Genomic DNA, 22,054 nt, shown 5'->3' with positions numbered 1-22,054 from the left:
GATTCGGCGCCGGAGGCCGGAGCTCAAGCCGCCAGCCGGCCCACGCGCGCCGACACCTTGGCGGTGGCCAACGCGGCCAGCCCGGCGGTTTCGTCCAGCACCACCGGCGCATCATTGGCGGCATCGCGCGGGTCGCGGTAGGGCTGCCAGCCGCCGTCCGGCTGGGCCAGGCGGTCGGCCACCACCGACCACACCTTGGGATGCCACACCAGGCCGACGTGGCTGCCTTCGACCTCCACGTTCTCCGCCTGCGGCCGCTCGCGCAGCTCCTGGCAGGCCTGCCAGGCCACCACGCCGTCGCTGCGGCTGAAGATGGAGGTGGTGGGCACCGGCGGCGTGCTGCGCAGCCGGCGCGACAGGGCTTCGTCCACCTTGGCCGGCTGGCCGCTCAACACGCGGTAGATCCAGCCCACGTTGGTGGCGTCGCCATCGCCCGCGAAGGGCGTGCCCAGCGTGATCACCTGGCGCACCGAGTCGGGCATCAGGCGCGCGATCTCGCGCGCATAGATGCCACCCAGGCTCCAGCCGATCAGGCTGACCTTTTGTTCATGCAGGCAGGCCACGCTCTGCACGTGGCTGCCCAGCTCGGCGATCCAGTCATCGATGTCGCCGGTGGGGCCGGTGTTGAAACCGCGCCCCCAGTCATAGGCTGCATAACCCAGCTCCTCGCACAGCTTGCGCAAGGGGCCGAGGCAGGTCTTGTCGGCCGCGAGGCCGGGAAACAGCACCACCGGATGGCCATCGCCCGCGGGCAGCGAGCTGCGGTCCATCAGGCGGGCACCGAAGTACTCCAGTGCCGCACGCACCGGCTCCAGGCCGAGCAGGGTGAGCGAAGGTGCCGGGTAGTCGCAGGCCATGGGCTCGCGCGGAATCGGCATGTCCTTGTCGGCCGGGGTCGAGTGCGTTGCGGCGACCGTCATCAGCGAACCCGTCCGCGGCGAACCAGGTTCACGATGGCCAGCAGGATCACGGCGCCCAGCAGCGAGACCAGCAGGCCAGGCAGGCTGAAGTCATTGCTGTTGATGGTGCCGGTGCCGAACATCGGCGCCAGCAGCCAGCCGCCGAGCAGGGCACCGATGATGCCGACCACGACGTTGAGGATCACGCCCTGTTGAGCGTCCGTGCGCATGATCATGGAGGCTATCCAGCCCACCAGACCGCCGACGACAAGCCAAATAATCAGGTTCATACCAGTCTCCTATCTCGACACCAAGGGACCTGCTGCATGTCCTGTGTTGGACCTACCGCAGGGACTCAGGCCATATGGTGGAGACCGGCACGCGCGGCGCCAATTCCGCAAACTCCCCGCGCGATGTCAGCGGGGGCTGACTCGCATGCAGGGGGCTCGCTACAGAAGGGTTACATCTTCAGGTGAGGGCGCTGCAGCCAGGCTCAAGGGCGGCCGCGCAGCGCATTGCAGGCTGCTGTTGACCGGCTCACACGCCGGCCTTGGCCAGCACCACCAGCGACACGCCGCGCGCCGGCGCCAGCGCATCCGGGTTCTGGTACGAATGCGGCAGGTTGCCGGGAAAGGCGAGCACGTCGCCGGTGGCCAGCTCGTAGCGGTCGCCGGCGATGAAGAGGTTCACCCGGCCCTGCAGGCAGGTGAAGAATTCGCGCGTGCCGGGCAGGTGCGGCGTGCCACCCATCACCGCCGCCGGCTCGAAGTCCATCAGGCTGCACATCTGGTCGGGCACCGGTTCGGGCACCAGCGGCCGCTCGCTCACACCGCGGCCGCGCCGCTGCACGCCCAGGTCCTCGGCCGGCCAGTGCCGCACCTTGGCGCGCGGCGCGGCCAGGAGCTCCTCGATCGGCACGTTGAGCGCGCCGGCCACCTTCACCAGCACGGCCAGCGACGGGTTGGCATCGCCGGACTCGAGGTTGGCGATCGTCGAGCGCGGCACCGCCGCAGCCGCGGCCAACGCATCCTGCGTGAGGCGGCGGGCATGGCGCAGGCTGGTGAGGTTGCGTGCCAGGTGCATGCCCACGCGTTCGGTTTCGCTGGGGTCGTGCGCGGGGGTTTCGGTGGGGTCGCTCATGGAAAAGTCCGCTGGCCTGACGTTTCGCCAATCAAACGGACAGCGCGCTCGCCGGCGCGGCGCACGCTGCCTAACCTGCGGCCATCGATTCAGCAAAAGGACACACGATGACCGACAGAGCAGCATACCCAGCCCCGTTGCGGGTGGCGATCACCGGGGGCACCTCGGGCCTGGGCCTGGCCCTGGCGCAGCAATGGCAGGCGCGTGGTGCGCAGGTGGCGTTCGTGGCGCGCAACGCCGTGCGCGTGGGCCGCGTGGCCGAGCAGCTGCCCGGCAGCCACGGCATCGTGGGCGATGTGGCTGACAAGGAGCAGATTCATCGCATCGCCCTGCAGATCACCGGCGGCCTGGGCGGCCTGGACGTGCTGATCAACAACGCCTCCAGCCTGGGGCCGCTGCCCTTGCGCCTGCTGGCCGACACCGACTGCGAGGATCTGGAAGCCGCGCTCGCCACCAACCTGCTGGGCCCGTTCCGCCTCACCAAGGCACTGCTCGGTGCGCTGGCCTCGTCCGCCCGCGAAGGGCGCGGCGCGGTGGTGCTCAACATCTCCAGCGACGCCGCGATCAACCCCTACGCCACCTGGGGCGCCTATGGCGCCAGCAAGGCCGCGCTGCACCACCTGAGCCGCATCTGGGCCGAGGAGCTGCAGGGCGAAGGCGTGCGGGTGCTCAGCCTGGACCCCGGCGACATGGACACGCCGATGCACGCCGCCGCGCTGCCCGATGCCGACCCGGCCACGCTCAAGCGCCCCGCCGATGCGGCGCGCGAGCTGGCCGACGCGATCGCCGCTGCACTGCCGGCCCATCCCGGCACGGCGCCGGCGCAACGCCTTGCCGAAGGGGCTGCACGATGATCGCCGCCGACCAACCGGTTCAACGCCCACCGCAGGCCAAGCTGCTGGTGATCGATGCGCAGGGCCGCCTCGCGCATGAGCCGCGCGAGCGCTTCGTGGAGCGGCTGCGCCCGCACGACCTGCTGATCGCCAACGACGCCGCCACCCTGCCGGCCAGCCTGCACGGTGTGCATGTGCCCAGCGGCCAAGCGATCGAGGTGCGGCTGGCCGGCCGCGCCAGCCTGGCGGTGGAGGAGGTGCGCGAGTTCAGTGCGGTGGTGTTCGGCCCGGGTGACCACCGCACCCGCACCGAGGACCGGCCTGCCCCGCCGCCGTTGCGCGCCGGCGACCTGCTGGCCCTGGGCCACGGCGCGGCGGCCCTGTATGCCACGGTGCAACGCAGCCTGGACCATCCGCGCCTGGTGGCGCTGCGCCTGCACGGCACGCCCGACGCCATCTGGGCCGCACTGGCGCGCCATGGCAAGCCGGTGCAGTACGCCCACATGGCGCAGCCGCTGAAGCTGTGGGATGTGTGGACGCCGATCGCGGGCGCGCCGGTGGCCTTCGAGCCGCCGTCGGCCGGCTTCGTGCTCGACTGGGCCAGCGTGCGCCGGCTGCGCGAGCGCGGTGCGGGCTTTGCCACGCTGACCCATGCCGCGGGCCTGTCGTCCACCGGCGACCCGGCGCTGGACGCCCGCCTGCCCTTCGATGAACCGTACTTCATCCCCGCGGCCACGGTGCGGGCGATCCACGACGCCTGGGCCCATGGCGGGCGCGTCGTGGCGGTGGGCACGACGGTGGTGCGGGCGCTGGAGCATGCCGCCTCGCGCAGCCGCGGCGCCGGCCTGCCGGCAGGCCCGGGCCTGGCCACGCAGAAGATCGGGCCGCACACGCAGCTGCAGGTGGTCGACGTGCTGCTGTCGGGCACGCATGAAGCCGGCACCAGCCACTACGAACTGCTGCGCGCGTTTGCCGACGACGCCAGCCTGCGGCGCGCCGACGTGGCGCTGGAACAGGCGGGCTATCGCACCCACGAGTTCGGTGATTCGGTGTGGGTGGAGCGGCGCCGCGTCGCGGCGGGCGCCCCTGCGGCACCGGCCGCGCGCGCGGCCGTGCCGGCGTGAGCTCAGGCGGCCAGCGCGTCGAACTGCATCGGCAGCGTGAGCTGCTCGTCGTAGGCCGCCAGGGTCCACACGGTGCGGATCTCCAGCCGCGGCGGCTGGCCGGTCAGCCATTGCCAGAGGTTGCGGCGGGTGCGCAGCACCGCCGGCGGCATGCGCTGGCCACGGTCGAAGCGGCAGGTCACCACCTGGCCGGCTTCCACGCAGGCCCACCAGCCACTGCAGGGGCAGATGCCGCCGGTGGCAGCCACCTCGCCGAGCTTGACCGTATCGAACACCATGTCTTGGCCTCCCTTGTGCGCGCGGCCCGCGGTGGGCGCGTCGTTCTGCCGTCTGTGTGCGGGCGAAGTGTAGGCAGCACACCGTCCGGCGGAAAGTGCGCGGGCGGCCGAACCCTCGATTGAAGGGGGGCGTTTTGGCGACGATTTGTAAGGCGGGCCCGCGCCCACACCCGGCTCAGCAGTGCGCGCCGCTCGCCCGGGCCCGTTTTCGGCAACCACGTGCCCTGCTGCGCCGCAACACCCATTCGGTACGGCGCGGTTCCATTGAATGAATCAATGAGAAAGCGCTTTCACGGCGAGTGGCGACCCTTTTATGATCCGCGTCCAGCGCTCACGAGAAAGCGCTTTCAGGCGGGGTCGAGGAGGCCCACGCAGGACTCACACCTTCACCGTGGAGACCCACTGCATGCAACGTTTCCTGTTGTGGCTGGTCAGCGTGATGACCGCCCTCGTCTGCTTCACTGCCCCCGCGCAAGCCCAGACCGCCGCCGACTACACCCAGGGCGTGGCGGTCAATGGCAACGTCGCGACGATCTGGTTCAAGCCCACCGGCACCACCACCAGCTGGGTGGACGTGCACTACACGCTCAACGGCGGCGGCCAGCAGAACCTGCGCATGGGGTTCAACGGCGCGACCGCCCGATATGAACAGGCGGTATCGCCGGTGGCCACCGGCAATGCGCTGAACTACAGCTTCACCTACAACAAGGGCACGCCGGCCTACGACACCCCCTGGTTCAGCGCCACCATCGGCAGCGGCGGCGGCACCGTGGCCACGCCCACGTTCTCACCCGCCCCCGGCAGCTATGCCAGCACGCAGACGGTGAGCATCTCCACCGCCACCAGCGGCGCCACCATCCGTTTCACCACCGACGGCTCCACACCCACCACCAGTTCGCCGGCCTACACCGGCCCGATCCAGGTGGCTGCAAGCAAGACGATCAAGGCGATCGCCACCAAGTCCGGCATGACGAACTCCGCCGTGGCCACCGGCAGCTACACCATCGGCACCGCCGCATGGAACGGCAACACCACCTTCCAGATCACCAACGCCACCGGCGGGCGCTGGCGCGACGACCAGGTGTACTGGGCCATCATCGGGCGCGACTGGACCACCGGCCAGTTCGTGCACGTGGACGCCAACGGCGCCCTGGTGCCGATGAAGATGAGCGACAACGGCGCGCTGGTGAAAAACGGCGTGGGCTACGCCAATTACTTCTTCTCGCTGGCGCAAAAGCGCAGCGTCACCATCCCGGCGATCGACTCCGCGCGCCTGCTCATGTCGGTGGGCAGCCCGATGTACATCCAGATCAACACCGACATCAACGGCAAGGTGGGTTACGCCGGTGCCAACATCGAAAACGCCAGCGACCCGAACCAAGACGTGGTGTTCGACTTCGGCGAATTCGCCATCGTGCCCAAGGGCCGCGACGGCCAGGGCATCTACATCAACACCACCCGGGTGGACCAGTTCGGCTTCCCGCTCAAGCTGCGGCTGCAAGGCGGCAACGGCTTCGACCGCACGGTGGGCGAGCCCCTCACCGAAACCCGCGACCAGCTGTTCGACCGCTACGTCACCGAGGTGCCGGCCGAGTTCAAGGGCCTGGCGCAACCCAACTTCCCCAGCGTGCCGGCCCGCACGCGCATCATCGCCCCGGCCCATTTCAGCTTCCAGGACGGCGGCGCCAACGCGCACTACCTGGACGACTACATCAATGCCATGTGGGCCAAGTTCAGCACCCAGAACCTGGTGTTCACGCTGGACACCCTGGGCACCTTCACCGGCCGCGTGGTGGGTGAGCAGTTCCGCTTCACCGGCGGCAAGCTCAATGGCACCTACTACATCCAGCGCCGCCCCACCACCGCCGAGACCCTGCTCGGCCGGGGCGTGCTGGACGACGCCACCGGCCAGAGCGACGGCGAGGCCATCAAGATCCAGAAGCAGATCCAGGCCCAGGTGTGCGCGGCCCTGAACCGGCACGTGCTGGACACGCCCTCCAACTGGTACAACCCGGCCGCGTTCTACCCCGCGGGCCAGAAGGCCAACTGGTTCGCCAAGTTCTGGCACGACCACAGCCTGGACCGCCTAGCCTACGGATTTGCCTACGACGACGTCGGCGGTTTCAGCCCGTCGCTGCACAGCGACGCACCCACCACCGTCACCTACACCATCGGCTGGTAAGCCGGCTTCAGCTCCCTGTGCCCGTTGCCCCGCGCGCCACCCGGCCGCGGGGTTTTTTCATGTCGGCACGAGGCTTGCCCCTCTGCACAACAATCCCCATCGATCCATGGCACGCAGCGACCCCGGCAGCTGCCCGGTTGCCGCCGTCCAGCGCCTCGTAACCGCCCCGGCCGCTGCGGCCACCCCTCCACCCGTCGGGGCATGACCGCACGTGTTGCCAGGAGCCGCCGCCTTGCAAGCCGACCTGTTCGGCGACCGCCAACCCGCGCTGCCCGCCGGCCTGATCTATCAGAGCAACTTCCTCCACGCGGAGGAGGAGGCCGCGCTGTTGCAGTGGATCACGGGCCTGCCGCTGCAGGAGGCGCGCTACAAGGCCTACACCGCACGCCGCCGCGTGGTGAGCTACGGCAGCCGCTACGACTTCGACAACAACCAGCTGCTGCCGGCCGAGCCCATCCCTCGCGAACTGCAGCCGCTGCGCGCCCGCGTCGCCGGCTGGATCGGCATCCCGCCCGAGCAGTTCAGCAGCGCGCTGGTGGCCGAATACCGGCCCGGCACACCGCTGGGCTGGCACCGCGACGTGCCCGACCATGAGCTGGTGGTCGGTGTGTCGCTCGCCGGGCCGGCGCTGATGCGCTTTAGGCCCTATCCACCCCAGCCGCGAGCGCCGGTGTTCACCCTGGAGCTCGCGCCGCGCTCGGCCTATGTGCTGCGCGACGAGGCGCGCTGGGGCTGGCAGCACAGCGTGGCGCCGACACCGGCGCTGCGCTACTCGATCACCTTCCGCACACCGCGCGAAGGCGCGGCGCTGCGCCGCCCGCACGCACCTTAACGCGGGGCGCGGAAGTCGCTGCGCTGCGGCGGCGGCAGGTCGGCCGGCAAGGCGTGCTGACGTTCCAGCCGGTCTTCCAGCTGTCCGATGTAAGACGACAGTGAGTTCGCGGTCTCTTCCATCGCGGCACGCGAGCGCTGCTCCATCTGCTCCATGCGCGCGAACATCGCCGCGCGGATGTCGTCATTGGCGCGCGCCATGCGCTGCATCTCGGCGTTCATGAACTCGCGCAGCTCGGTGAAGCGCGAGGCCTCGGCCTTGTCGGCCAGCTCGCGCTGCGCGGTGAGGTCGCGCCCCATGCGGCGCGCTTCCAGCAAGGCGGCGCCTTGCAGGTACACCACCGAGGCGATGTACATCACCGCCAGCAAGGCCACGATGCCCAGCATCACCATGCCCAGCGGGGCGGTGACCATCGCCAGCCCCACGTTCAGGGTGGTGGGTGTGTTGAAGGTGGTCCAGTTGATGAGCGCAAACACGCCGGTCAACAACAGCACCAGGAGAACGGGCAGGACACGGATCCGCATGAAAGCCTCCTTCAAGGTCAGACGGTTGCCTTCGATGGGCAAACCGCGCGCCCGGCCCCGGTGTCGGCCCGGGTCGACCCGGATCGGCCCGGGCGTTGACGGGAACGGCGGTTGCAGGCACAGGCAGGCCTGTTGTCACAACACGAGCTGCCATGTCCTTGCCTACCTACCGTTCGTCGTCGCGGCGGCAACGCGCCTCCTGGGGTGTGCGCGTCGCGGGCGCCACCGCGTTCCTGGCCACCTGTGCCCTCGTGGTGCGCCACCAGGCCCGCAAGGCCGAAGCCGCCCACCCGCCACGCGGGCGCCTGCTCATGGTGAATGGCGTGCGCGTGCACGTGGTGGAGCGGGGCGATGCCGACGCGCCCCCGCTGGTGCTGCTGCACGGCAATGGCGCCATGGCCGAGGAGCTGCTGCTCAGCGGCCTGGTGAACCGCGCCGCGGTGCGCTACCGGGTGCTGGTGTTCGACCGGCCCGGTTATGGCCACAGCGAGCGCCCCGCCGGCACCACCTGGGACCCACCGGCCCAGGCCGCCCTGATCCACGCCGCGCTGGACCAGCTGGGGGTGCGCCGTCCCATCGTGCTGGGCCACTCGTGGGGCGCGATGGTGGCCGTGGCCATGGCGCTGTCGCGCCCGATGGACGTGAGTGCGCTGGTGCTGCTGGCCGGTTATGTGCACCCCAGCGTGCGGATGGACGTGCCCTGGATGGCGGCCCCGGCGCTGCCGCTGCTGGGCCGCCTGATGCGCCACACCGTGTCGCCGCTGCTGAGCCGCCTGCTCTGGCCCGCTTTCACCTGGCGCCTGTTCTCGCCGCGCGAGGTGACCGAGCCGTTCAAGAGCGACTACCCGGTGTGGATGTCCTTGCGGCCCTCGCAGCTGCAGGCCGCAGCCGCCGAAAGCGCCTTGATGGTGCCCTCGGCGATCAAGCTGCAGCGCCGCTATGGCGAGCTCCAGCTGCCGGTGGTGCTGGTGGCCGGCGAGCAGGACCGCATGCTCAGCACGCGCTGGCAGGCCGAATGGCTGCACAAGGCCTTGCCGGGCAGCCGGCTGAAGGTGGTGCCGCAGGCCGGCCACATGGTGCACCACGTGGCCACGCACGAGGTGATGAAGGCGATCGACGAAGCCGCCGAGATGGCGCACGGCCCAAAGCCGGCGTCGCGCCGCTCCACCGAGCGCAACGCCGCCGCAGCCGCCGGCGCCCAAGGCGAGGCCGCCCGGATGTGACCAAACCCACACTGCGACCCGCTGATCGCGCCCGGCGCAGGGAAGCGCCGCAGAAGCGGTCCTTTTCCCACGCTGGTCGAAGCGCGGCGCTTCTATCGTGGCGGCATGAGCTCCCGCCAACGCCGCCCGCTTCCCCTGCCCAGCTTCGGCCCGCGCCGCGTCACCTGCCAGCAAGGTTCGGCCCGGCTGGTGATCGACGAACTCTTTCCCAGCCACACCCGCCCTGTGCAGGCCGACCTGGACATGCTGGAGCGCTTCTCCGCGCTCATGGCGGCCCAAGGCTGGCCGGCCCATGTGTCGCGTATGGCCTACGACCGCATCTACGCTGGCGAACGTTTCGGGTTTGCCAAGCGCGTGGGCCAGGGCGAACTGCCGGCGCTGGCGCAGCAGCTGATCCAGCGCTGGCGCGCCGGCCGCAGCCAGCCGGCCGCGCGCTGAGCGCCGCGGCGCTGGCCGGCAGCACTGCCTACACCGCGGGGCGCGCCACGCGTGAACTCGCCGCGGACACTGCCGCGCCACCCCGCGCCCAGGGAACGCGTTTTGCCGCCCTGGCGATGTTCACGGCAGTATCGAAAGGACCACCACCATGACCGACGACGCGCTTCTTTCCACCCCCGCACGCAGCAGCGCCCTGGAGTCCAGCGGGTGGCAGGAAGGCCGCATGGACGAGCAGCAGGGCCGCGGCGCACAGGGCCACCTGGGCCAGGGCGCCTGGGAAGCCCCGTGGCTGGCCACCGGCGGGCGCCCGGTGGGTGCGAACCCGTTCTCACCCACCGAGGCCTCCGGCCGCCCCGCGCTGCCGGAGCGCCCGCAAGCCACCGGGCACTACGGCCCCGGCTATGGGGACCGCCAGCAGCACTTCGGCACCGAAGCGCCCGCGGACAGCCGCGCCCATGCTGGTCACGACGAGCACCACCACCATTACCAGCGCTTCCGCGCCGACCATGAGCGGCAGCTCGACGAGGAGTACGCGGCCTACCGGCGCCACCGCTTCGGCAGCGAGTTCGATCGCTGGCGCAACGGGCGCCAGGACCCGGTCGCGCCGCGTGAGGAGGGCGGGCTGCATTCACTGGGCCGGGCCGTCTCCGAAACCGTCACCGGCAACCAGGAGCCGGACCTGCAAGGGCGTGAGGCCAGCGGCCACCGTGCGGTGTCGCAGGACACCTCGCGCCACGACCGCCAGCATGGCGGCACCGAGCGCTTCTTCGAGCGCTCCTGACACGGCGGTGAAAAAAGGGCGGCTCCTGGAGCCGCCCTTCGTGCCAGTCCGCAGCGGGCCGGCGGCCCGCTGCGGCACCAGGCCTTACAGCGTCGTGGTGCCGACGTCGCTGCGCGCGTTCATCTCGGCATCGCGGGTGCCGGAGCCCATGCTCCCTTGTTTGCCCATGTCCAGGCCGCCCTGCTTGTTGCGGTATTGGCGGTACAGCTTGTTGGCCACGCCGGTGGTGATGGCGAGCAGAAGAAGTTTGCGGATCATGGTGCGTACTCCTGTGGTGGTGGAACGAGGGATGTTCAGCCACCGAGCTTAGGCGCCGCAGTGCCCGCAGGCCATAGTCCGCAGCCGCGAGCCCTTGTCGGACGTTGCCGACGGCGCCCGGGGCCGTCAGGCCAGCGGCCGCCAGCCGCGTTGCGCCCGCTCGAAGCGCTGCACGCCCGCGGCATGGAACCCCACCCGCTCGGGCATCCACTCGAAACGCTCCACCTCCACCAGGCCCTTCTGCACACGCAGCAGGTTGAACGAGTTGGCCTCGCCGCGGCCGCGGGTCGAAGTGGCCGTGCCGGCCGCCACCACCAGCGCCTCGTAGCCGGCCTGCGGGTACCGCGCCCCGGAGTCCTGGCTGTGGCTGGTGTGGAAGTGGCCTGCGAGCAGCACGTCCACCCCGCATTGCGCAAACACCGCCATCGCCTGCTCGGCCCGGCCCACCAGGTCCTCGCCCTCGGCCGAGTCGGGCAGGTCGAACGGGTGGTGGGTCACCACGATCTTGGTCACCTCCGGCCCCAGCTTGCACAGCGCCCGCTGCACCTCCGCCATCTGGCGCTGGTTGATGCGGCCGTTCTTGGCCACCAGCGAGCGCGCGGTGTTCACACCCAGCACCGCGACCTGCTCGTCCTGCACCAGCGGATCGAGGTCGCGCTCGATGTAGCGCCGGTATTTGGTGAGCGGGCGCAGGAAGCGGTCGAACACGTTGTACAGCGGCACGTCGTGGTTGCCCGGCACCACCACCTGCGGCTTGGGCAGGCGGGCCAGGAAGGCGCGGGCCTGCTCGAACTCGCGGGTGCGGGCGCGCTGCGTCAGGTCGCCCGACACCACCACCACATGCGGCGCCAGCGCCTGCACACGGTCCAGCAACGGCTGCAGCAACACCTCGTCCACGCGGCCGAAATGCAGGTCCGACAGATGCACGATCCTGCGCATGGCGTTCAACCTCCTGCCGGCACGATGACGCGCAAGGCGCGCGGGTGGATGCGGTAGCGCAGGGGCGGCCGCATCAGCTGCACCTCGCCGTCGGTGGCCACCCGCAGGTGGTCGTCGCCGGTGTCGATGCGGAACGCATCGGTGTGCACCGAGCGGAAGTCCTTCACCTGGTGCAGCCGGCCCACCAGCGCATGCAGCGCCAGGCGCAGCAGGCCCCAGCGGCCGGTGCGGTGCGCCAGGTACAGGCTGAGCTGGCCGCCGTCCAGGCGCTCGCGCGCTCCGATGCGGAGGCCGCTCATCTGGTACTCGTTGTTGCCCACGAAGACGAAGGGGGTGCGATGGTAGAAGTCCCGCCCGTCCACCTTGAGGTGCAGGTCCACGAAGGGGTAGCGGCGCAGGGTGTGCAGGCAGGCCCACACAAAGGCGGGCCACTTGCCGCGCCCCAGCTGGCGCTGCTGGCGTTCGCGCCCGCGCACGATGCGCGGGTACAGCCCGAGGCTGGAGTTGTTGATGAAGTACTCGCCATTGACCTCGCCCACATCCACCGCCTGCACCCGGCCTTCGCGCAGGGTCTGGAACGCGGCCAGGGTGTCCAGCGGCAGGCGCAGGTCCTTGGCAAAGTGGTTCAACGTGCCCAGCGGCAGCACACCCAGCGCCGCCTCGCGGCCCACCAGGTGGGCGGCCACCGCGCTCACCGTGCCGTCACCACCACCGGCCACCACACGCTCGCAGCCAGCGTCCAGCGCCGCGCGCGCGGCGGCGGCGATCTGGCTGCCGTCGCGTGCCAGCGTGATGCGCCCCTCCTCGGCGCCCAGGGCTTCCATGGCGTCGCGGTGCTGCGCCAGCCAGGCGTCGTCGCAGCCGGAGCCGGCGCTCCCGTTGATGATGAACGCGGTACGCATCTGCCACCGCCACGGCAAGCGCTGTGCCGGCAGGACCGCGCGATTGCCCCTTCGGCGCGCACGGAGCGGGGCGGCTCTCGTACAGTGGCGGCATGACATCGCCCCGCCTTTCCGTGCCCAAGGACAAACTCAAGTTCGTGCTGCTGGAGGGCATCCACCCCACAGCCACCGAGGTGCTGCAGGCCGACGGCTACCACCAGATCGTGACTTCGCCCAAGGCGCTGGCCGGCGAGGAGCTGATCTCGGTGATCGCCGATGCGCACTTCCTGGGCATCCGCTCACGCACACACCTCACCGAGGAGGTGCTGGAGCGCGCACCCAAGCTGGCGGCCATCGGCGCCTTCTGCATCGGCACCAACCAGATCGACCTGGGCGCGGCGATGCGGCGCGGCATCCCGGTGTTCAACGCGCCGTTCTCCAACACGCGCAGCGTGGCCGAGCTGGTGCTGGCGGAGATCATCCTGCTGATGCGCGGCATCCCGCACAAGAACGCGGTGCTGCACCGCAACGGCTGGGTCAAGAGCGCGGCCGGCTCCTATGAGGTGCGCGGCAAGACGCTGGGCATCGTGGGCTACGGCCACATCGGCACCCAGATCGGCGTGCTGGCCGAACAGCTGGGCATGCAGGTGGTGTTCAGCGACATCGAGGCCAAGCTGCCGCTGGGCAATGCACGCCAGCTGCCGTCGCTGGACGCGTTGCTGGAAGCGGCCGACGTGGTGACGCTGCACGTGCCCGAAACACCGCAGACGCAATGGATGATCGGCGCGCCGCAGCTGGCCCGCATGCGGCCGGGCAGCCACCTGATCAATGCCTCGCGCGGCACGGTGGTGGACATCGACGCACTCACCGCCGCGCTGGACAGCGGCCACCTCGGCGGTGCCGCGATCGACGTGTTCCCGGTGGAGCCGCAAGGCAACGATGCGCGTTTCGAATCGCCGCTCACCCGCTTCGACAACGTGCTGCTCACGCCGCACATCGGCGGCTCCACCGCGGAGGCGCAAGCCAACATCGGGCGCGAGGTGGCGGCCAAGCTGGTGCGCTATTCGGACAACGGCTCCACCGTGAGCGCGGTCAACTTCCCCGAGGTGGCGCTGCCCGAGCACACCGGCCGCTGCCGCCTGCTGCACATCCACAAGAACGTGCCCGGCATCATGGCCCGGGTGAACGAGCGTTTCTCCGCGGCCGGCATCAACATTGCGGCGCAGTACCTGCGCACCAACGATGAAGTGGGCTACGTGGTGATCGACGTGGACTCCACCGCCAGCCAGGTGGCGCTGGAGGAGCTGTGCGGGGTGCCGGGCACCATCCGCTGCCGCATCCTGTATTGAAGGCCGGGCTTCAGCCGCGCGGCCCGCGCAGGAAGTTGCGCGCCATGCGCGTGACCATCGGCACGGTCAGCATCAGGGCCGCCGAGGCGCCCAGCGCCATCGGCACCATGGAGCCGGTGACGTCCATCAGGTAGGCGCCGGCCACGATGGCAGCGTGGCCCAGCAGGTACAGGCGCACGTCGCGGCGCTGGTGCCAGGCTTGGGGGGAAGACATGGGCGTTCCTCTTGCGTGCAGTTGGCGGATTCTTCGGCACGGTGGGCGCCGCGCTGGAGCCTGCGCCCGCACACCAGGGGCCGCTCAGCCAGATTCGTCACGCGTGGGGCGGCTGCGTGGCCGGCAGGCCCCCCGCTTGCCTCCCGCAGAGCACCCCTCAATCCTTTGCAGGAGACACACATGGCCAATTCCCCCTATGTCACCGGCTTGTTCCGTGACCGCGACAGCGCCGAGCGCGCCTACCAGGCGGTGACCGCGCGCGGCTACGACCGCGACGATGTCAACCTGGTGATGTCGGACGAGACCCGCAAGCAGCACTTCAGCAGCGAGGCAGGCGGCCAGCAGACCGAGCTGGGCACCAAGGCAGCCGAAGGCGCGGGCATCGGTGGTGCCATCGGCGGCACGGTGGGTGCCATCGCGGCCGCCATCGCCGCGGTGGGCACCTCCATCGCCATCCCGGGCCTGGGCCTGGTGATCGCCGGCCCGGTGGCCGCGGCGCTGGCCGGTGCTGGCGCGGGTGCGGCCACCGGCGGGCTGGTGGGCGCGCTGGTCGGCCTGGGCATCCCGGAAGAGCGCGTCAAGCGCTATGAACAAGGCATCAAGGAAGGCGGCATCCTGATGGGCGTGAAGCCCCGTTCAGACGAAGACGCCGCCCACTTCGAGCAGACCTGGCGCGGCGCCAACGGCGAAGAGATCTATCGCTAACCCGCTCACGCCGGCCCGGTGACACGGGCCGGCACACGCGCCATCAGCCGTGCGACAGCGCGGCCACCAGGTCCGACTGGGTGAGGATGCCCACCAGTCGTTGCTCCGCGTCGATGATCGGGATGTGGTGGTGGCCGGTGGCCGCGAACAGCGGCACCAGCTCGCCGATCGGCCGGTCGGCGCTGGCCACACGCACCTGGCGCGTCATGATCTGGCCCACCACCTCGGCCTTGTCGGAGTGCGTGGTGGTGCTGGGCCGGATCAGGGCACGCAGGCGCTCGCTCCAGCCCTGGTGCAGGTCTAGCTCGGCCCCGCGCATGAAGTCAGCGAGGGTCACGATGCCGGTGACCCGGCGCGCCCGGTCCACCACCGGCAGGGCCTTGATGCGGTGCTGGCGCAGCAGGCTCCACGCCTGCTGCAGCGGCGTGCCGTATTCCACCGCCAGCGGCTCGCGCGACATCACGTCGGCGCAGCGCAGGCCGCCCAGCTTGCGGCGATACGCCTGCAGCTCGGCCTGCTCCAGCAGCGCCTGCAGGTCATCGCGGCTCACGTCCAGCACCTGGTTGTAGCGTGCCAGCACCGCATCCAGGTCCGCGTCGCTGAAGCCGGGCACCGGGCGGTGGCCCGCTGCAGCGGCCGCCGCCGGCGCACGCTGCTGGCCATGCGGATAACGCCGCCCCGTTGCCAGGTTGTACGCCATGCCACCGGCCACCAGCAGCAGCGAGTTGGCGAGCACCGGAAAAGCGGCAAACGCCGGGTCGTGCAGCCCGCCCATCACCGCCAGCAGGGCGCAGGCGCCCCCGGGTGGATGCAGGCAGCGCAACCCGAACATCGTGAGGATGGCCAGGCCCACCGCCAGGCCCGCCACCCAGGGCGCACCGCCGAACAACCCCGCGCAGGCGATGCCCACCAGCGCCGACAGCGTGTTGCCGCCCACCACCGCCCAGGGCTGGGCGAACGGGCTGGCCGGCACACCGAAAACCAGCACCGCGCTGGCCCCGATCGGGGCCACCAGCCAGGGTGACACCGGCGCACCGGCGCGGCACAGCAGCGCGGTGACTGCCACCCCCAGCGCGGCGCCGACGGCCACACGCCAGCGCTCGCGCGCATTGACCGCCATGCGGCCGGGCAGGAGTTCGCGCAGCCAGGCCAGGGCCGCCAGGCGCGTACTGCGGGCCGGGGTGGTGGCGGTCGCCTCCGGAGCTTCGCCGGAAGCCACGGACGAGGTGTCGGGCCGGGAGGGAGTGGGTGGGGCAGCCATGCAGCCAGCGCAGCACAAAGCCGCGATTGTCGGCGCGCCTGCCGGCCCAACCGTTGTCACCAGAGTGCCAGCCCGGGTTGCCGCCATCGGCCAGAATCCGGCCCCGTCCGCCGATGCGCCACCGCGCCAGCATGGACCCTAGGGTGATTCCCTAGGCTGTCTAGACAAGCAGTTACACCTCCTGCTAACCCCAATTGCCGGGAGGCGGCGCTGCCCTAGACTCCCGCGACTCTCATCCTCACAAGGGAAGTACAAGCATGACTCCAGGTTTCGCTTTCTCGCGCCATGCCCTGGCCTTGGCCGCCGCCGCCTTCACGGCCGTGGGCGCCCAGGCCGCCACCACGCTGATCTACTGCTCCGAAGGCAGCCCCGAAGGGTTCGATCCGGCGCGCTACACCGCCGGCACCACCTTCAATGCCAGCTCGCAGCCGGTGTTCAACCGCGTGGTGGAGTTCGAGACCGGCGGCACCAAGGTCGTGCCCGGCCTGGCCGAAAAGTGGGACATCAGCGCCGATGGCCTCACCTACACCTTCCACCTGCGCAAGGGCGTGAAGTTCCACACCACCGACTACTTCAAGCCGACGCGCGAGTTCAACGCCGACGACGTGGTGTTCACCTTCGAGCGCATGCTCAACAAGGACCATGCCTTCAACAAGGCCACCAGTCCTTCACCCTCGTTCGAGTACGCGCAGGACATGGGCCTGCCGGAGAACATCGCCAAGATCGAGAAGGTGGATCCGCAGACGGTGCGCTTCACCCTGAAGAAGGTGGATGCCGCCTTCCTGGCCAACCTGGCGATGGACTTCGCCTCGGTGCACTCGGCCGAATACGCCGACCAGCTGCTCAAGGCCAACACCGCCAACGACCTGAACGTCAAGCCGGTGGGCACCGGCCCCTTCGTGTTCAAGCGCTACGAGAAGGACGCGCAGATCCGCTACGCCGCTAATGAGCAGTACTGGCGCGGCAAGGCCAAGATCGACAACCTGATCTTCGCCATCACCACCGATTCCGCGGTGCGCGCGCAAAAGCTCAAGGCCAACGAGTGCCAGATCTCGATCTACCCCAAGCCGGCCGAAGTGGCCACGCTGAAGACCGACCCCAACATCAAGCTGATGAGCGAGAACGGCCTGAACATCGGCTACCTCTCGCTCAACGTCAAGCACAAGCCCTTCGACAACGCCGACGTGCGGCGCGCCATCAACATGGCGATCAACAAGAAGTCGCTGGTCGACGCGGTGTACCAGGGCGCCGGCCAGGTGGCGGTGAACCCGATCCCGCCCACGATGTGGTCCTACAACAAGAACGTGAAGGACTACGAGTACAACCCCGAGAAGGCCAAGGCACTGCTGGCCAAGGCCGGTTTCCCCAACGGCTTCGAGACCAAGCTGTGGGCCCTGCCGGTGCAACGGCCCTACAACCCCAACGGCTCGCAGACCGCGGAGCTGGTGCAAAGCGACCTGGCCAAGATCGGCATCAAGACCCAGATCGTCAAGTACGAATGGGCTGAGTACCTCAAGCGCGCCAAGGCCGGCGAAAGCGACATCGGCATGTTCGGCTGGACCGGCGACAACGGCGACCCCGACAACTTCCTCGCCACCTTGCTGAGCTGCGCCGCGGTGGGCGGCTCCAACTACGCCCAGTGGTGCGACAAGGAATACGACGACCTGGTCAACAAGGCCAAGCAGACCAGCGTGCTGGCCGAGCGCACCAAGCTGTACGAGAAGGCGCAGGACGTGGCCAAGCGCGAGGCGGTGTGGGTGCCGATCGCCCACTCGCTGGTCTACCAGCCGATGCGCAAGAACGTCGAGGGCTACAAGATGAGCCCGTTCGGCTCGGTGCAGTTCTACGGCGTCAGCCTGAAGTAAACCCGCTCGAGTTTTTGATCCACGCAATGCCTGGCCTACCCGGCCAGGCATTTGTCGCTTTCAGCGTCCACAAGACCTGCACCATGACACTCACGCACATCGCTTCGGCCGCCCTTGCGGCGCTCGCCCTCCAGGGCATCGCCTTCGCCGCACCGCCGCAGGGCCAGGCCACGCAGGTGGCCCACCCCGGCGTGGGCGGCAGCCTGAAGACCGGCCTGGACCGCAGCGGCTTCGACACCGCCGTGCGCCCGCAGGACGACCTGTTCAAGGCCGCCAACGGCCAGTGGCTGAAGGACACGCCCATCCCCGGCGACAAGGCCGACTACGGCATCTTCATCCAGCTGCGCGACCGGGCCGACGAGCGGGTGCGCAAGATCGTGGAGGAGCTGGCCGCGGCCAAGGCCGGCAGCGGCGTGGAGCGCCAGATCGGCGACTACTACCGCAGCTTCATCGACGAGGCGGCCATCGACAAGGCCGGCCTGGAGCCGGTGAAACCCTGGTTCGCGCAGGTGGATGCGGTGAAGAACAAGGCCGACCTGGCGGTGCAGTTCGGCCGACTCCAGGGTGTGGCCAGCACGCCGATGGTGTTGTACGTGGGTGCCGACGACAAGGACCCGTCCACCAACCGCATGCAGACCTGGCAGGGCGGCCTGGGCCTGCCCGACCGCGACTACTACCTGAAGGACGACGAGCGTTTTGCCAAGGCCCGCACGGCCTACATGACCTATCTGGAAACGCTGCTGCGCCTGGGCGGCGACGCCAATGCTGCCCAGTCGGCCAAGGACGTGTACGCGCTGGAGAAGCGCCTGGCCGAAGCGCAGTGGTCGCGCGTGGACAACCGCGATCCGCAGAAGCTGTACAACGCGATGACGGTGGCCGAGCTGCAGAAGGCCGCCCCCGGCCTGGACTGGGACGCCTTCTTCAAGGCCGCGGCCCTGCCCGAGCTGGACAAGCTGATCCTCTCGCAGCCGAGTTACGCCACCGCGCTGGCCAAGGCGGTGGACGACACGCCGATCGCCACCTGGCAGACCTACCTCAAGGTGCGCCTGCTCGACTCCAACGCCGACACCCTCCCCAAGGCCTTCCGCGAGGTGGCCTTCGACTTCCGCGGCAAGGCGATCCGCGGCCTCACGCAGGACGAGCCGCGCTGGCAGAAGGCCACCCGCTCGCTCAATGCGGCGCTGGGCGAAGGCGTGGGCCAGATCTACGTGGCGCGCCACTTCCCGCCGGCCTACAAGGCCCGCATGGAGCAGCTGGTGGGCCACCTGATGGCGGCCTATCGCCAGTCGATCGACAAGCTCAGCTGGATGAGCCCGCCCACCAAGGCGCGCGCCAAGGAGAAGCTCGCCAAGTACATCACCAAGATCGGCTACCCCGAGGTGTGGCGCGACTACGCCGCGCTGCAGGTGAAAGACGGCGACGCCTTCGGCAACGCGGCGCGCGCCGGCCGCTTCGAGCACGAACGCCTGGCCGTGCGCGCCGGCAAGCCGGTGGACCGGCGTGAGTGGGGCATGACACCGCAGACGGTGAACGCCTACTACAACCCCAACTTCAATGAGATCGTGTTCCCGGCCGCCATCCTGGAGGCGCCGTTCTTCGACATGACGGCGGACGACGCGGTGAACTACGGCGCCATCGGCGCGGTGATCGGCCACGAGATCAGCCACGGCTTCGACGACACCGGCAGCCAGTACGACGGCGACGGCAAGCTCAACAACTGGTGGACCGAGGCCGACCGCAAGGCCTTCGACGCACTGGGTGAGAGGCTGGTCAAGCAGTACGCCGGCTACGAGGCCCTGCCCGGCCACAAGCTCAACGGCAAGCTCACGCTCGGCGAGAACATCGCCGACCTGTCCGGCCTGCAGATCGCCTACAAGGCCTACCACCTGTCCTTGAAGGGCAAGAAGGCGCCGGTGCTGGACGGCCTGACCGGCGACCAGCGCTTCTTCCTGGGCTGGTCGCAGGCCTGGCGCGAAAAGGCGCGGGAGGAGCGGGCGCTGCAGCTGCTGAGCATCGACACCCATTCGCCGTCCGAATTCCGTGCCAACGGGGCGGCCGTCAACCACGACGGCTTCCACCAGAGCTTCCGCACCAAGCCGGGTGATGGCATGTGGAAACCCGGCGCCGAACGCATCCGGATCTGGTGAAAGAGGCCCACCCCCGGAGCGCCTGTAGCGCTGCCCCTCAAGGTCGCGCCACTGGCGGACCGGCGGAGCCGGATCCCCGGTGGCCGCTGGAAGGGGTGGTGGTTCGCTTGATTTGTGCTTCTTTTCGGGACTGATATGACACTGCAACGCTCCCTGCTCGCCGGCGTCGCTGCGCTGGCCTTGGTGTCGGTGGCCTTTGCGGCGCCGCCTGTGTCCGGCATCGACAAGGCGGCGCTCGATCCGTCCGTGCGTCCGCAGGACGACTTGTTCCAGGCGGCCAACGGCACCTGGCTGAAGAAAACCGAGATCCCGGCCGACAAGGCCGACTGGGGCATCACGCGCGAGATGCGCGATCGCTCCGACGCGCGCGTGCGCCAGATCGTGGAAGACCTGGCCAAGGCGAAACACGCACCCGGCAGCATCGAGCAGAAGATCGGCGACTACTACGCGGCCTTCATCGACGAGGCCGCGATCGACAAGGCCGGCCTCGCGCCGGTCAAGCCGTGGCTGGCCGAGATCGACGCCGCTGCCACGCCCGCCGAGCTGGCGCGCCTGATGGGCCGGCTGCAGGGTGTGAGCAGCACGGCCATCGAGCTGGCGGTGTACCCCGATCCCAAGGAGCCCGGCATCTACCGCGCGCTCACCTGGCAGGATGGGCTGGGCCTGCCGGACCGCGACTACTACCTGAAGGACGACGAGCGTTTTGCCAAGGCGCGCGCGGCTTACAAGGTGTACTTGGAAACACTGTTCGCGCAGATCGGCGACAAGGCCGCCGCCGAGCACGCCAAGAGCGTCTACGCGATCGAGCAGCGCCTGGCCGAAGCGCAGTGGCCGCGGGTGGACAACCGCAACCCGGTCAAGCGCTACAACCCGATGACGCCGGCCGAGCTTGCCGCCAAGGCGCCGGGCTTCGACTGGGCCGCGTACTTCACCGGCGCCGGCCTGCCGCCGCTGGACCGCCTGTCGGTGTCCCAGCCCAGTTATGCCATCGCCTTCGCCAAGCTGGTGGCCGACACGCCGCTGCCGGAGCTCAAGCTCTACCTGCGCGCCCGCCTGCTCGACGACGCGGCCGAGGTGCTGCCCAAGCCGTTCCGCGATGCGCGCTTCGCCTTCCGCGACCAGGCGCTCAAGGGCCTGCAGCAGCCGCTGCCGCGCTGGCAGCAGGCCACCACCGCGTTGGGGCAAGCGCTCGGCGAAGGCGTGGGCCAGATCTACGTGCAGCGCCATTTCCCACCGGCCTACAAGGCGCGCATGCAGCAGCTGGTGGGCAAGCTGTTCGAGGCCTATGCGCAGTCCATCGACGGCCTCGCCTGGATGAGCCCGCAGACCAAGCTGCGCGCCAAGGACAAGCTGGCGAAATACAGCGTGAAGATCGGCTATCCCGATGTGTGGCGCGACTACACGAAGCTCGAGGTCAAGCCGGGCGACGCCTTCGGCAACGGCGTGCGCGCAGGCCGCTTCGAGTTCGAGCGCCGCGCCGCGCGTGCCGGCAAGCCGGTGGACCGGCGCGAGTGGGGCATGACACCGCAGACGGTGAACGCCTACTACAACCCGAGCTTCAACGAGATCGTGTTCCCGGCCGCCATCCTGGAGCCGCCGTACTTCGACATGGCCGCCGACGATGCCTTTAACTTCGGCGCCATCGGGGCCACCATCGGCCACGAGATCAGCCACGGCTTCGACGATTCGGGCAGCCAGTACAACGGCGACGGCGTGCTGGACAACTGGTGGACCGAAGCCGACCGCAAGGCCTTCGACGCACTTGGCGCGCGCCTGGCCAAGCAGTTCGATGCCTACGAGCCGGTGCCGGGCCACCATGTGAACGGCAAGCTCACCTTAGGCGAAAACATCGCCGACCTGTCGGGGCTGGAGATCGCGCTCAAGGCCTACCACCTGAGCCTGGGTGGCAAGCCGGCTCCGGTGATCGACGGCCTCACCGGCGACCAGCGCTTCTTCATGGGCTATGCGCAGTCGTGGCGCGACAAGATCCGCGAGGAGCGCCTGGTGCAGCTGATCACCAGCGACCCGCATGCGCCGCCGCAGACCCGCACCAACGGCCCGGTGGTGAACATCGACGCCTTCCACCAGAGCTTCGGCACCCAGCCGAAGGACGGGATGTGGAAGCCGGCCGAACAGCGCATCCACATCTGGTGATGGCATGAGCGCCGCCCGGCCGCCCGA

Annotated in this window: 22 protein-coding genes; 12 read left to right on the top strand and 10 right to left on the bottom strand. The window is 69.7% G+C overall.

Annotated features, from left to right (window positions below; genetic code table 11):
• Nucleotides 1-23 precede the first annotated feature (23 nt).
• The 3 genes from VPH43_RS16990 to VPH43_RS16980 all read right to left on the bottom strand — a co-directional run bounded on the left by VPH43_RS16990 (nucleotide 24) and on the right by VPH43_RS16980 (nucleotide 2,039).
• Nucleotides 24-920 (bottom strand): esterase/lipase family protein, encoded by an 897-nt coding sequence (locus VPH43_RS16990; protein ID WP_328578914.1) that lies wholly within the window; start codon nucleotides 918-920, stop codon nucleotides 24-26.
• Nucleotides 920-1,189, bottom strand: a complete 270-nt coding sequence (locus VPH43_RS16985) for a GlsB/YeaQ/YmgE family stress response membrane protein (RefSeq protein WP_328578913.1) — start codon at nucleotides 1,187-1,189, stop codon at nucleotides 920-922. Before VPH43_RS16985 ends, VPH43_RS16990 begins: the two co-directional genes overlap by 1 nt.
• Nucleotides 1,190-1,436: 247 nt before the next feature.
• The gene (locus VPH43_RS16980) at nucleotides 1,437-2,039 is read right to left on the bottom strand and encodes a helix-turn-helix domain-containing protein (protein WP_328578912.1); all 603 of its coding nucleotides are present in this window, start codon (nucleotides 2,037-2,039) and stop codon (nucleotides 1,437-1,439) included.
• A 107-nt stretch (nucleotides 2,040-2,146) separates the two neighbouring features.
• Here VPH43_RS16980 and VPH43_RS16975 point away from each other — a divergent pair, with 107 nt between their 5' ends.
• Nucleotides 2,147-2,893, top strand: a complete 747-nt coding sequence (locus VPH43_RS16975) for an SDR family NAD(P)-dependent oxidoreductase (RefSeq protein ID WP_328578911.1) — start codon at nucleotides 2,147-2,149, stop codon at nucleotides 2,891-2,893.
• Entirely contained in the window at nucleotides 2,890-3,996 is a 1,107-nt protein-coding gene (locus VPH43_RS16970; RefSeq protein WP_328578910.1) for an S-adenosylmethionine:tRNA ribosyltransferase-isomerase, read from the top strand. Before VPH43_RS16975 ends, VPH43_RS16970 begins: the two co-directional genes overlap by 4 nt.
• 2 nt (nucleotides 3,997-3,998) lie before the next feature.
• Here VPH43_RS16970 and VPH43_RS16965 read toward each other — a convergent pair whose 3' ends face one another.
• Nucleotides 3,999-4,274 carry a hypothetical protein gene (locus tag VPH43_RS16965; protein ID WP_328578909.1) on the bottom strand — a complete coding sequence of 92 codons (276 nt, stop codon included), beginning with the start codon at nucleotides 4,272-4,274 and terminating at the stop codon, nucleotides 3,999-4,001.
• Nucleotides 4,275-4,680: 406 nt separating this feature from the next.
• Between VPH43_RS16965 and VPH43_RS16960 the strand changes: the two genes are divergently transcribed.
• Nucleotides 4,681-6,456, top strand: coding sequence for a beta-1,3-glucanase family protein (locus VPH43_RS16960; RefSeq protein ID WP_328578908.1), 1,776 nt, complete (start codon nucleotides 4,681-4,683; stop codon nucleotides 6,454-6,456).
• Nucleotides 6,457-6,688: 232 nt separating this feature from the next.
• Nucleotides 6,689-7,288: an alpha-ketoglutarate-dependent dioxygenase AlkB gene (locus VPH43_RS16955; RefSeq protein ID WP_328578907.1), complete on the top strand. Its 600-nt coding sequence runs from the start codon at nucleotides 6,689-6,691 to the stop codon at nucleotides 7,286-7,288.
• On the opposite strand, the gene VPH43_RS16950 is transcribed toward VPH43_RS16955, so the two are convergent.
• Nucleotides 7,285-7,812 (bottom strand): LapA family protein, encoded by a 528-nt coding sequence (locus VPH43_RS16950; RefSeq protein WP_328578906.1) that lies wholly within the window; start codon nucleotides 7,810-7,812, stop codon nucleotides 7,285-7,287. The two genes, VPH43_RS16955 and VPH43_RS16950, sit on opposite strands and share 4 nt — an antisense overlap.
• A 152-nt stretch (nucleotides 7,813-7,964) precedes the next feature.
• Here VPH43_RS16950 and VPH43_RS16945 point away from each other — a divergent pair, with 152 nt between their 5' ends.
• From VPH43_RS16945 to VPH43_RS16935, 3 genes are all read left to right on the top strand, one after another.
• The gene (locus VPH43_RS16945) at nucleotides 7,965-9,035 is read left to right on the top strand and encodes an alpha/beta fold hydrolase (protein WP_328578905.1); all 1,071 of its coding nucleotides are present in this window, start codon (nucleotides 7,965-7,967) and stop codon (nucleotides 9,033-9,035) included.
• A gap of 105 nt (nucleotides 9,036-9,140) precedes the next feature.
• Complete coding sequence (locus VPH43_RS16940) at nucleotides 9,141-9,473, top strand: hypothetical protein (protein ID WP_328578904.1); 333 nt, start codon at nucleotides 9,141-9,143, stop codon at nucleotides 9,471-9,473.
• Between the two features lie 148 nt (nucleotides 9,474-9,621).
• Nucleotides 9,622-10,254, top strand: a complete 633-nt coding sequence (locus tag VPH43_RS16935) for a hypothetical protein (protein ID WP_328578903.1) — start codon at nucleotides 9,622-9,624, stop codon at nucleotides 10,252-10,254.
• An 84-nt stretch (nucleotides 10,255-10,338) separates the two neighbouring features.
• Here the strand turns inward: VPH43_RS16935 and VPH43_RS16930 are convergent, their stop codons facing one another.
• From VPH43_RS16930 to VPH43_RS16920, 3 genes are all read right to left on the bottom strand, one after another.
• Complete coding sequence (locus VPH43_RS16930; RefSeq protein WP_328578902.1) at nucleotides 10,339-10,512, bottom strand: hypothetical protein; 174 nt, start codon at nucleotides 10,510-10,512, stop codon at nucleotides 10,339-10,341.
• Between the two features lie 126 nt (nucleotides 10,513-10,638).
• Nucleotides 10,639-11,451 (bottom strand): metallophosphoesterase family protein, encoded by an 813-nt coding sequence (locus tag VPH43_RS16925; RefSeq protein ID WP_328578901.1) that lies wholly within the window; start codon nucleotides 11,449-11,451, stop codon nucleotides 10,639-10,641.
• 5 nt (nucleotides 11,452-11,456) lie between these two features.
• Nucleotides 11,457-12,353: a diacylglycerol/lipid kinase family protein gene (locus VPH43_RS16920; RefSeq protein ID WP_328578900.1), complete on the bottom strand. Its 897-nt coding sequence runs from the start codon at nucleotides 12,351-12,353 to the stop codon at nucleotides 11,457-11,459.
• A 92-nt stretch (nucleotides 12,354-12,445) separates the two neighbouring features.
• Here VPH43_RS16920 and serA point away from each other — a divergent pair, with 92 nt between their 5' ends.
• A complete protein-coding gene (serA, locus tag VPH43_RS16915) occupies nucleotides 12,446-13,681 on the top strand; it encodes a phosphoglycerate dehydrogenase (protein ID WP_328578899.1) in 1,236 nt (411 codons plus the stop codon).
• A gap of 10 nt (nucleotides 13,682-13,691) precedes the next feature.
• Here the strand turns inward: serA and VPH43_RS16910 are convergent, their stop codons facing one another.
• Nucleotides 13,692-13,895: a hypothetical protein gene (locus tag VPH43_RS16910; protein ID WP_328578898.1), complete on the bottom strand. Its 204-nt coding sequence runs from the start codon at nucleotides 13,893-13,895 to the stop codon at nucleotides 13,692-13,694.
• A gap of 180 nt (nucleotides 13,896-14,075) precedes the next feature.
• Between VPH43_RS16910 and VPH43_RS16905 the strand changes: the two genes are divergently transcribed.
• Nucleotides 14,076-14,600, top strand: a complete 525-nt coding sequence (locus tag VPH43_RS16905) for a hypothetical protein (protein ID WP_328578897.1) — start codon at nucleotides 14,076-14,078, stop codon at nucleotides 14,598-14,600.
• Nucleotides 14,601-14,643: 43 nt separating this feature from the next.
• Here the strand turns inward: VPH43_RS16905 and VPH43_RS16900 are convergent, their stop codons facing one another.
• Nucleotides 14,644-15,720: an HPP family protein gene (locus tag VPH43_RS16900; protein WP_328579005.1), complete on the bottom strand. Its 1,077-nt coding sequence runs from the start codon at nucleotides 15,718-15,720 to the stop codon at nucleotides 14,644-14,646.
• Nucleotides 15,721-16,118: 398 nt separating this feature from the next.
• Here VPH43_RS16900 and VPH43_RS16895 point away from each other — a divergent pair, with 398 nt between their 5' ends.
• From VPH43_RS16895 to VPH43_RS16885, 3 genes are all read left to right on the top strand, one after another.
• Complete coding sequence (locus VPH43_RS16895; protein ID WP_328578896.1) at nucleotides 16,119-17,726, top strand: ABC transporter substrate-binding protein; 1,608 nt, start codon at nucleotides 16,119-16,121, stop codon at nucleotides 17,724-17,726.
• A gap of 83 nt (nucleotides 17,727-17,809) precedes the next feature.
• A complete protein-coding gene (locus VPH43_RS16890; RefSeq protein WP_328578895.1) occupies nucleotides 17,810-19,873 on the top strand; it encodes a M13 family metallopeptidase in 2,064 nt (687 codons plus the stop codon).
• A gap of 135 nt (nucleotides 19,874-20,008) precedes the next feature.
• On the top strand, nucleotides 20,009-22,027 hold the full coding sequence (locus tag VPH43_RS16885; protein ID WP_328578894.1) for a M13 family metallopeptidase: 2,019 nt from the start codon (nucleotides 20,009-20,011) through the stop codon (nucleotides 22,025-22,027).
• The last annotated feature ends 27 nt before the right edge of the window (nucleotides 22,028-22,054 follow it).

Origin of the sequence: Ideonella sp. BN130291 (assembly GCF_036231905.1) — a bacterium.
Lineage (GTDB): Bacteria > Pseudomonadota > Gammaproteobacteria > Burkholderiales > Burkholderiaceae_C > CAMLIZ01.
Note: the sequence above shows the minus strand (reverse complement) of the source record. Positions and strands in the feature narration are given on the sequence as shown.

Bases quoted from the DNA above. Each gene is read 5' to 3' on its own strand.
- VPH43_RS16935 (WP_328578903.1), top strand. From the start codon at position 9,622: ATGACCGACGACGCGCTTCTTTCCACCCCCGCACGCAGCAGCGCCCTG.
- VPH43_RS16980 (WP_328578912.1), bottom strand. From the start codon at position 2,039: ATGAGCGACCCCACCGAAACCCCCGCGCACGACCCCAGCGAAACCGAA.
- VPH43_RS16985 (WP_328578913.1), bottom strand. From the start codon at position 1,189: ATGAACCTGATTATTTGGCTTGTCGTCGGCGGTCTGGTGGGCTGGATA.
- VPH43_RS16975 (WP_328578911.1), top strand. From the start codon at position 2,147: ATGACCGACAGAGCAGCATACCCAGCCCCGTTGCGGGTGGCGATCACC.
- VPH43_RS16890 (WP_328578895.1), top strand. From the start codon at position 17,810: ATGACACTCACGCACATCGCTTCGGCCGCCCTTGCGGCGCTCGCCCTC.
- VPH43_RS16950 (WP_328578906.1), bottom strand. From the start codon at position 7,812: ATGCGGATCCGTGTCCTGCCCGTTCTCCTGGTGCTGTTGTTGACCGGC.
- VPH43_RS16885 (WP_328578894.1), top strand. From the start codon at position 20,009: ATGACACTGCAACGCTCCCTGCTCGCCGGCGTCGCTGCGCTGGCCTTG.
- VPH43_RS16965 (WP_328578909.1), bottom strand. From the start codon at position 4,274: ATGGTGTTCGATACGGTCAAGCTCGGCGAGGTGGCTGCCACCGGCGGC.
- VPH43_RS16905 (WP_328578897.1), top strand. From the start codon at position 14,076: ATGGCCAATTCCCCCTATGTCACCGGCTTGTTCCGTGACCGCGACAGC.
- VPH43_RS16945 (WP_328578905.1), top strand. From the start codon at position 7,965: ATGTCCTTGCCTACCTACCGTTCGTCGTCGCGGCGGCAACGCGCCTCC.
- serA (WP_328578899.1), top strand. From the start codon at position 12,446: ATGACATCGCCCCGCCTTTCCGTGCCCAAGGACAAACTCAAGTTCGTG.
- VPH43_RS16930 (WP_328578902.1), bottom strand. From the start codon at position 10,512: ATGATCCGCAAACTTCTTCTGCTCGCCATCACCACCGGCGTGGCCAAC.
- VPH43_RS16990 (WP_328578914.1), bottom strand. From the start codon at position 920: ATGACGGTCGCCGCAACGCACTCGACCCCGGCCGACAAGGACATGCCG.
- VPH43_RS16895 (WP_328578896.1), top strand. From the start codon at position 16,119: ATGACTCCAGGTTTCGCTTTCTCGCGCCATGCCCTGGCCTTGGCCGCC.
- VPH43_RS16960 (WP_328578908.1), top strand. From the start codon at position 4,681: ATGCAACGTTTCCTGTTGTGGCTGGTCAGCGTGATGACCGCCCTCGTC.
- VPH43_RS16920 (WP_328578900.1), bottom strand. From the start codon at position 12,353: ATGCGTACCGCGTTCATCATCAACGGGAGCGCCGGCTCCGGCTGCGAC.
- VPH43_RS16910 (WP_328578898.1), bottom strand. From the start codon at position 13,895: ATGTCTTCCCCCCAAGCCTGGCACCAGCGCCGCGACGTGCGCCTGTAC.
- VPH43_RS16970 (WP_328578910.1), top strand. From the start codon at position 2,890: ATGATCGCCGCCGACCAACCGGTTCAACGCCCACCGCAGGCCAAGCTG.
- VPH43_RS16900 (WP_328579005.1), bottom strand. From the start codon at position 15,720: ATGGCGGTCAATGCGCGCGAGCGCTGGCGTGTGGCCGTCGGCGCCGCG.
- VPH43_RS16925 (WP_328578901.1), bottom strand. From the start codon at position 11,451: ATGCGCAGGATCGTGCATCTGTCGGACCTGCATTTCGGCCGCGTGGAC.
- VPH43_RS16940 (WP_328578904.1), top strand. From the start codon at position 9,141: ATGAGCTCCCGCCAACGCCGCCCGCTTCCCCTGCCCAGCTTCGGCCCG.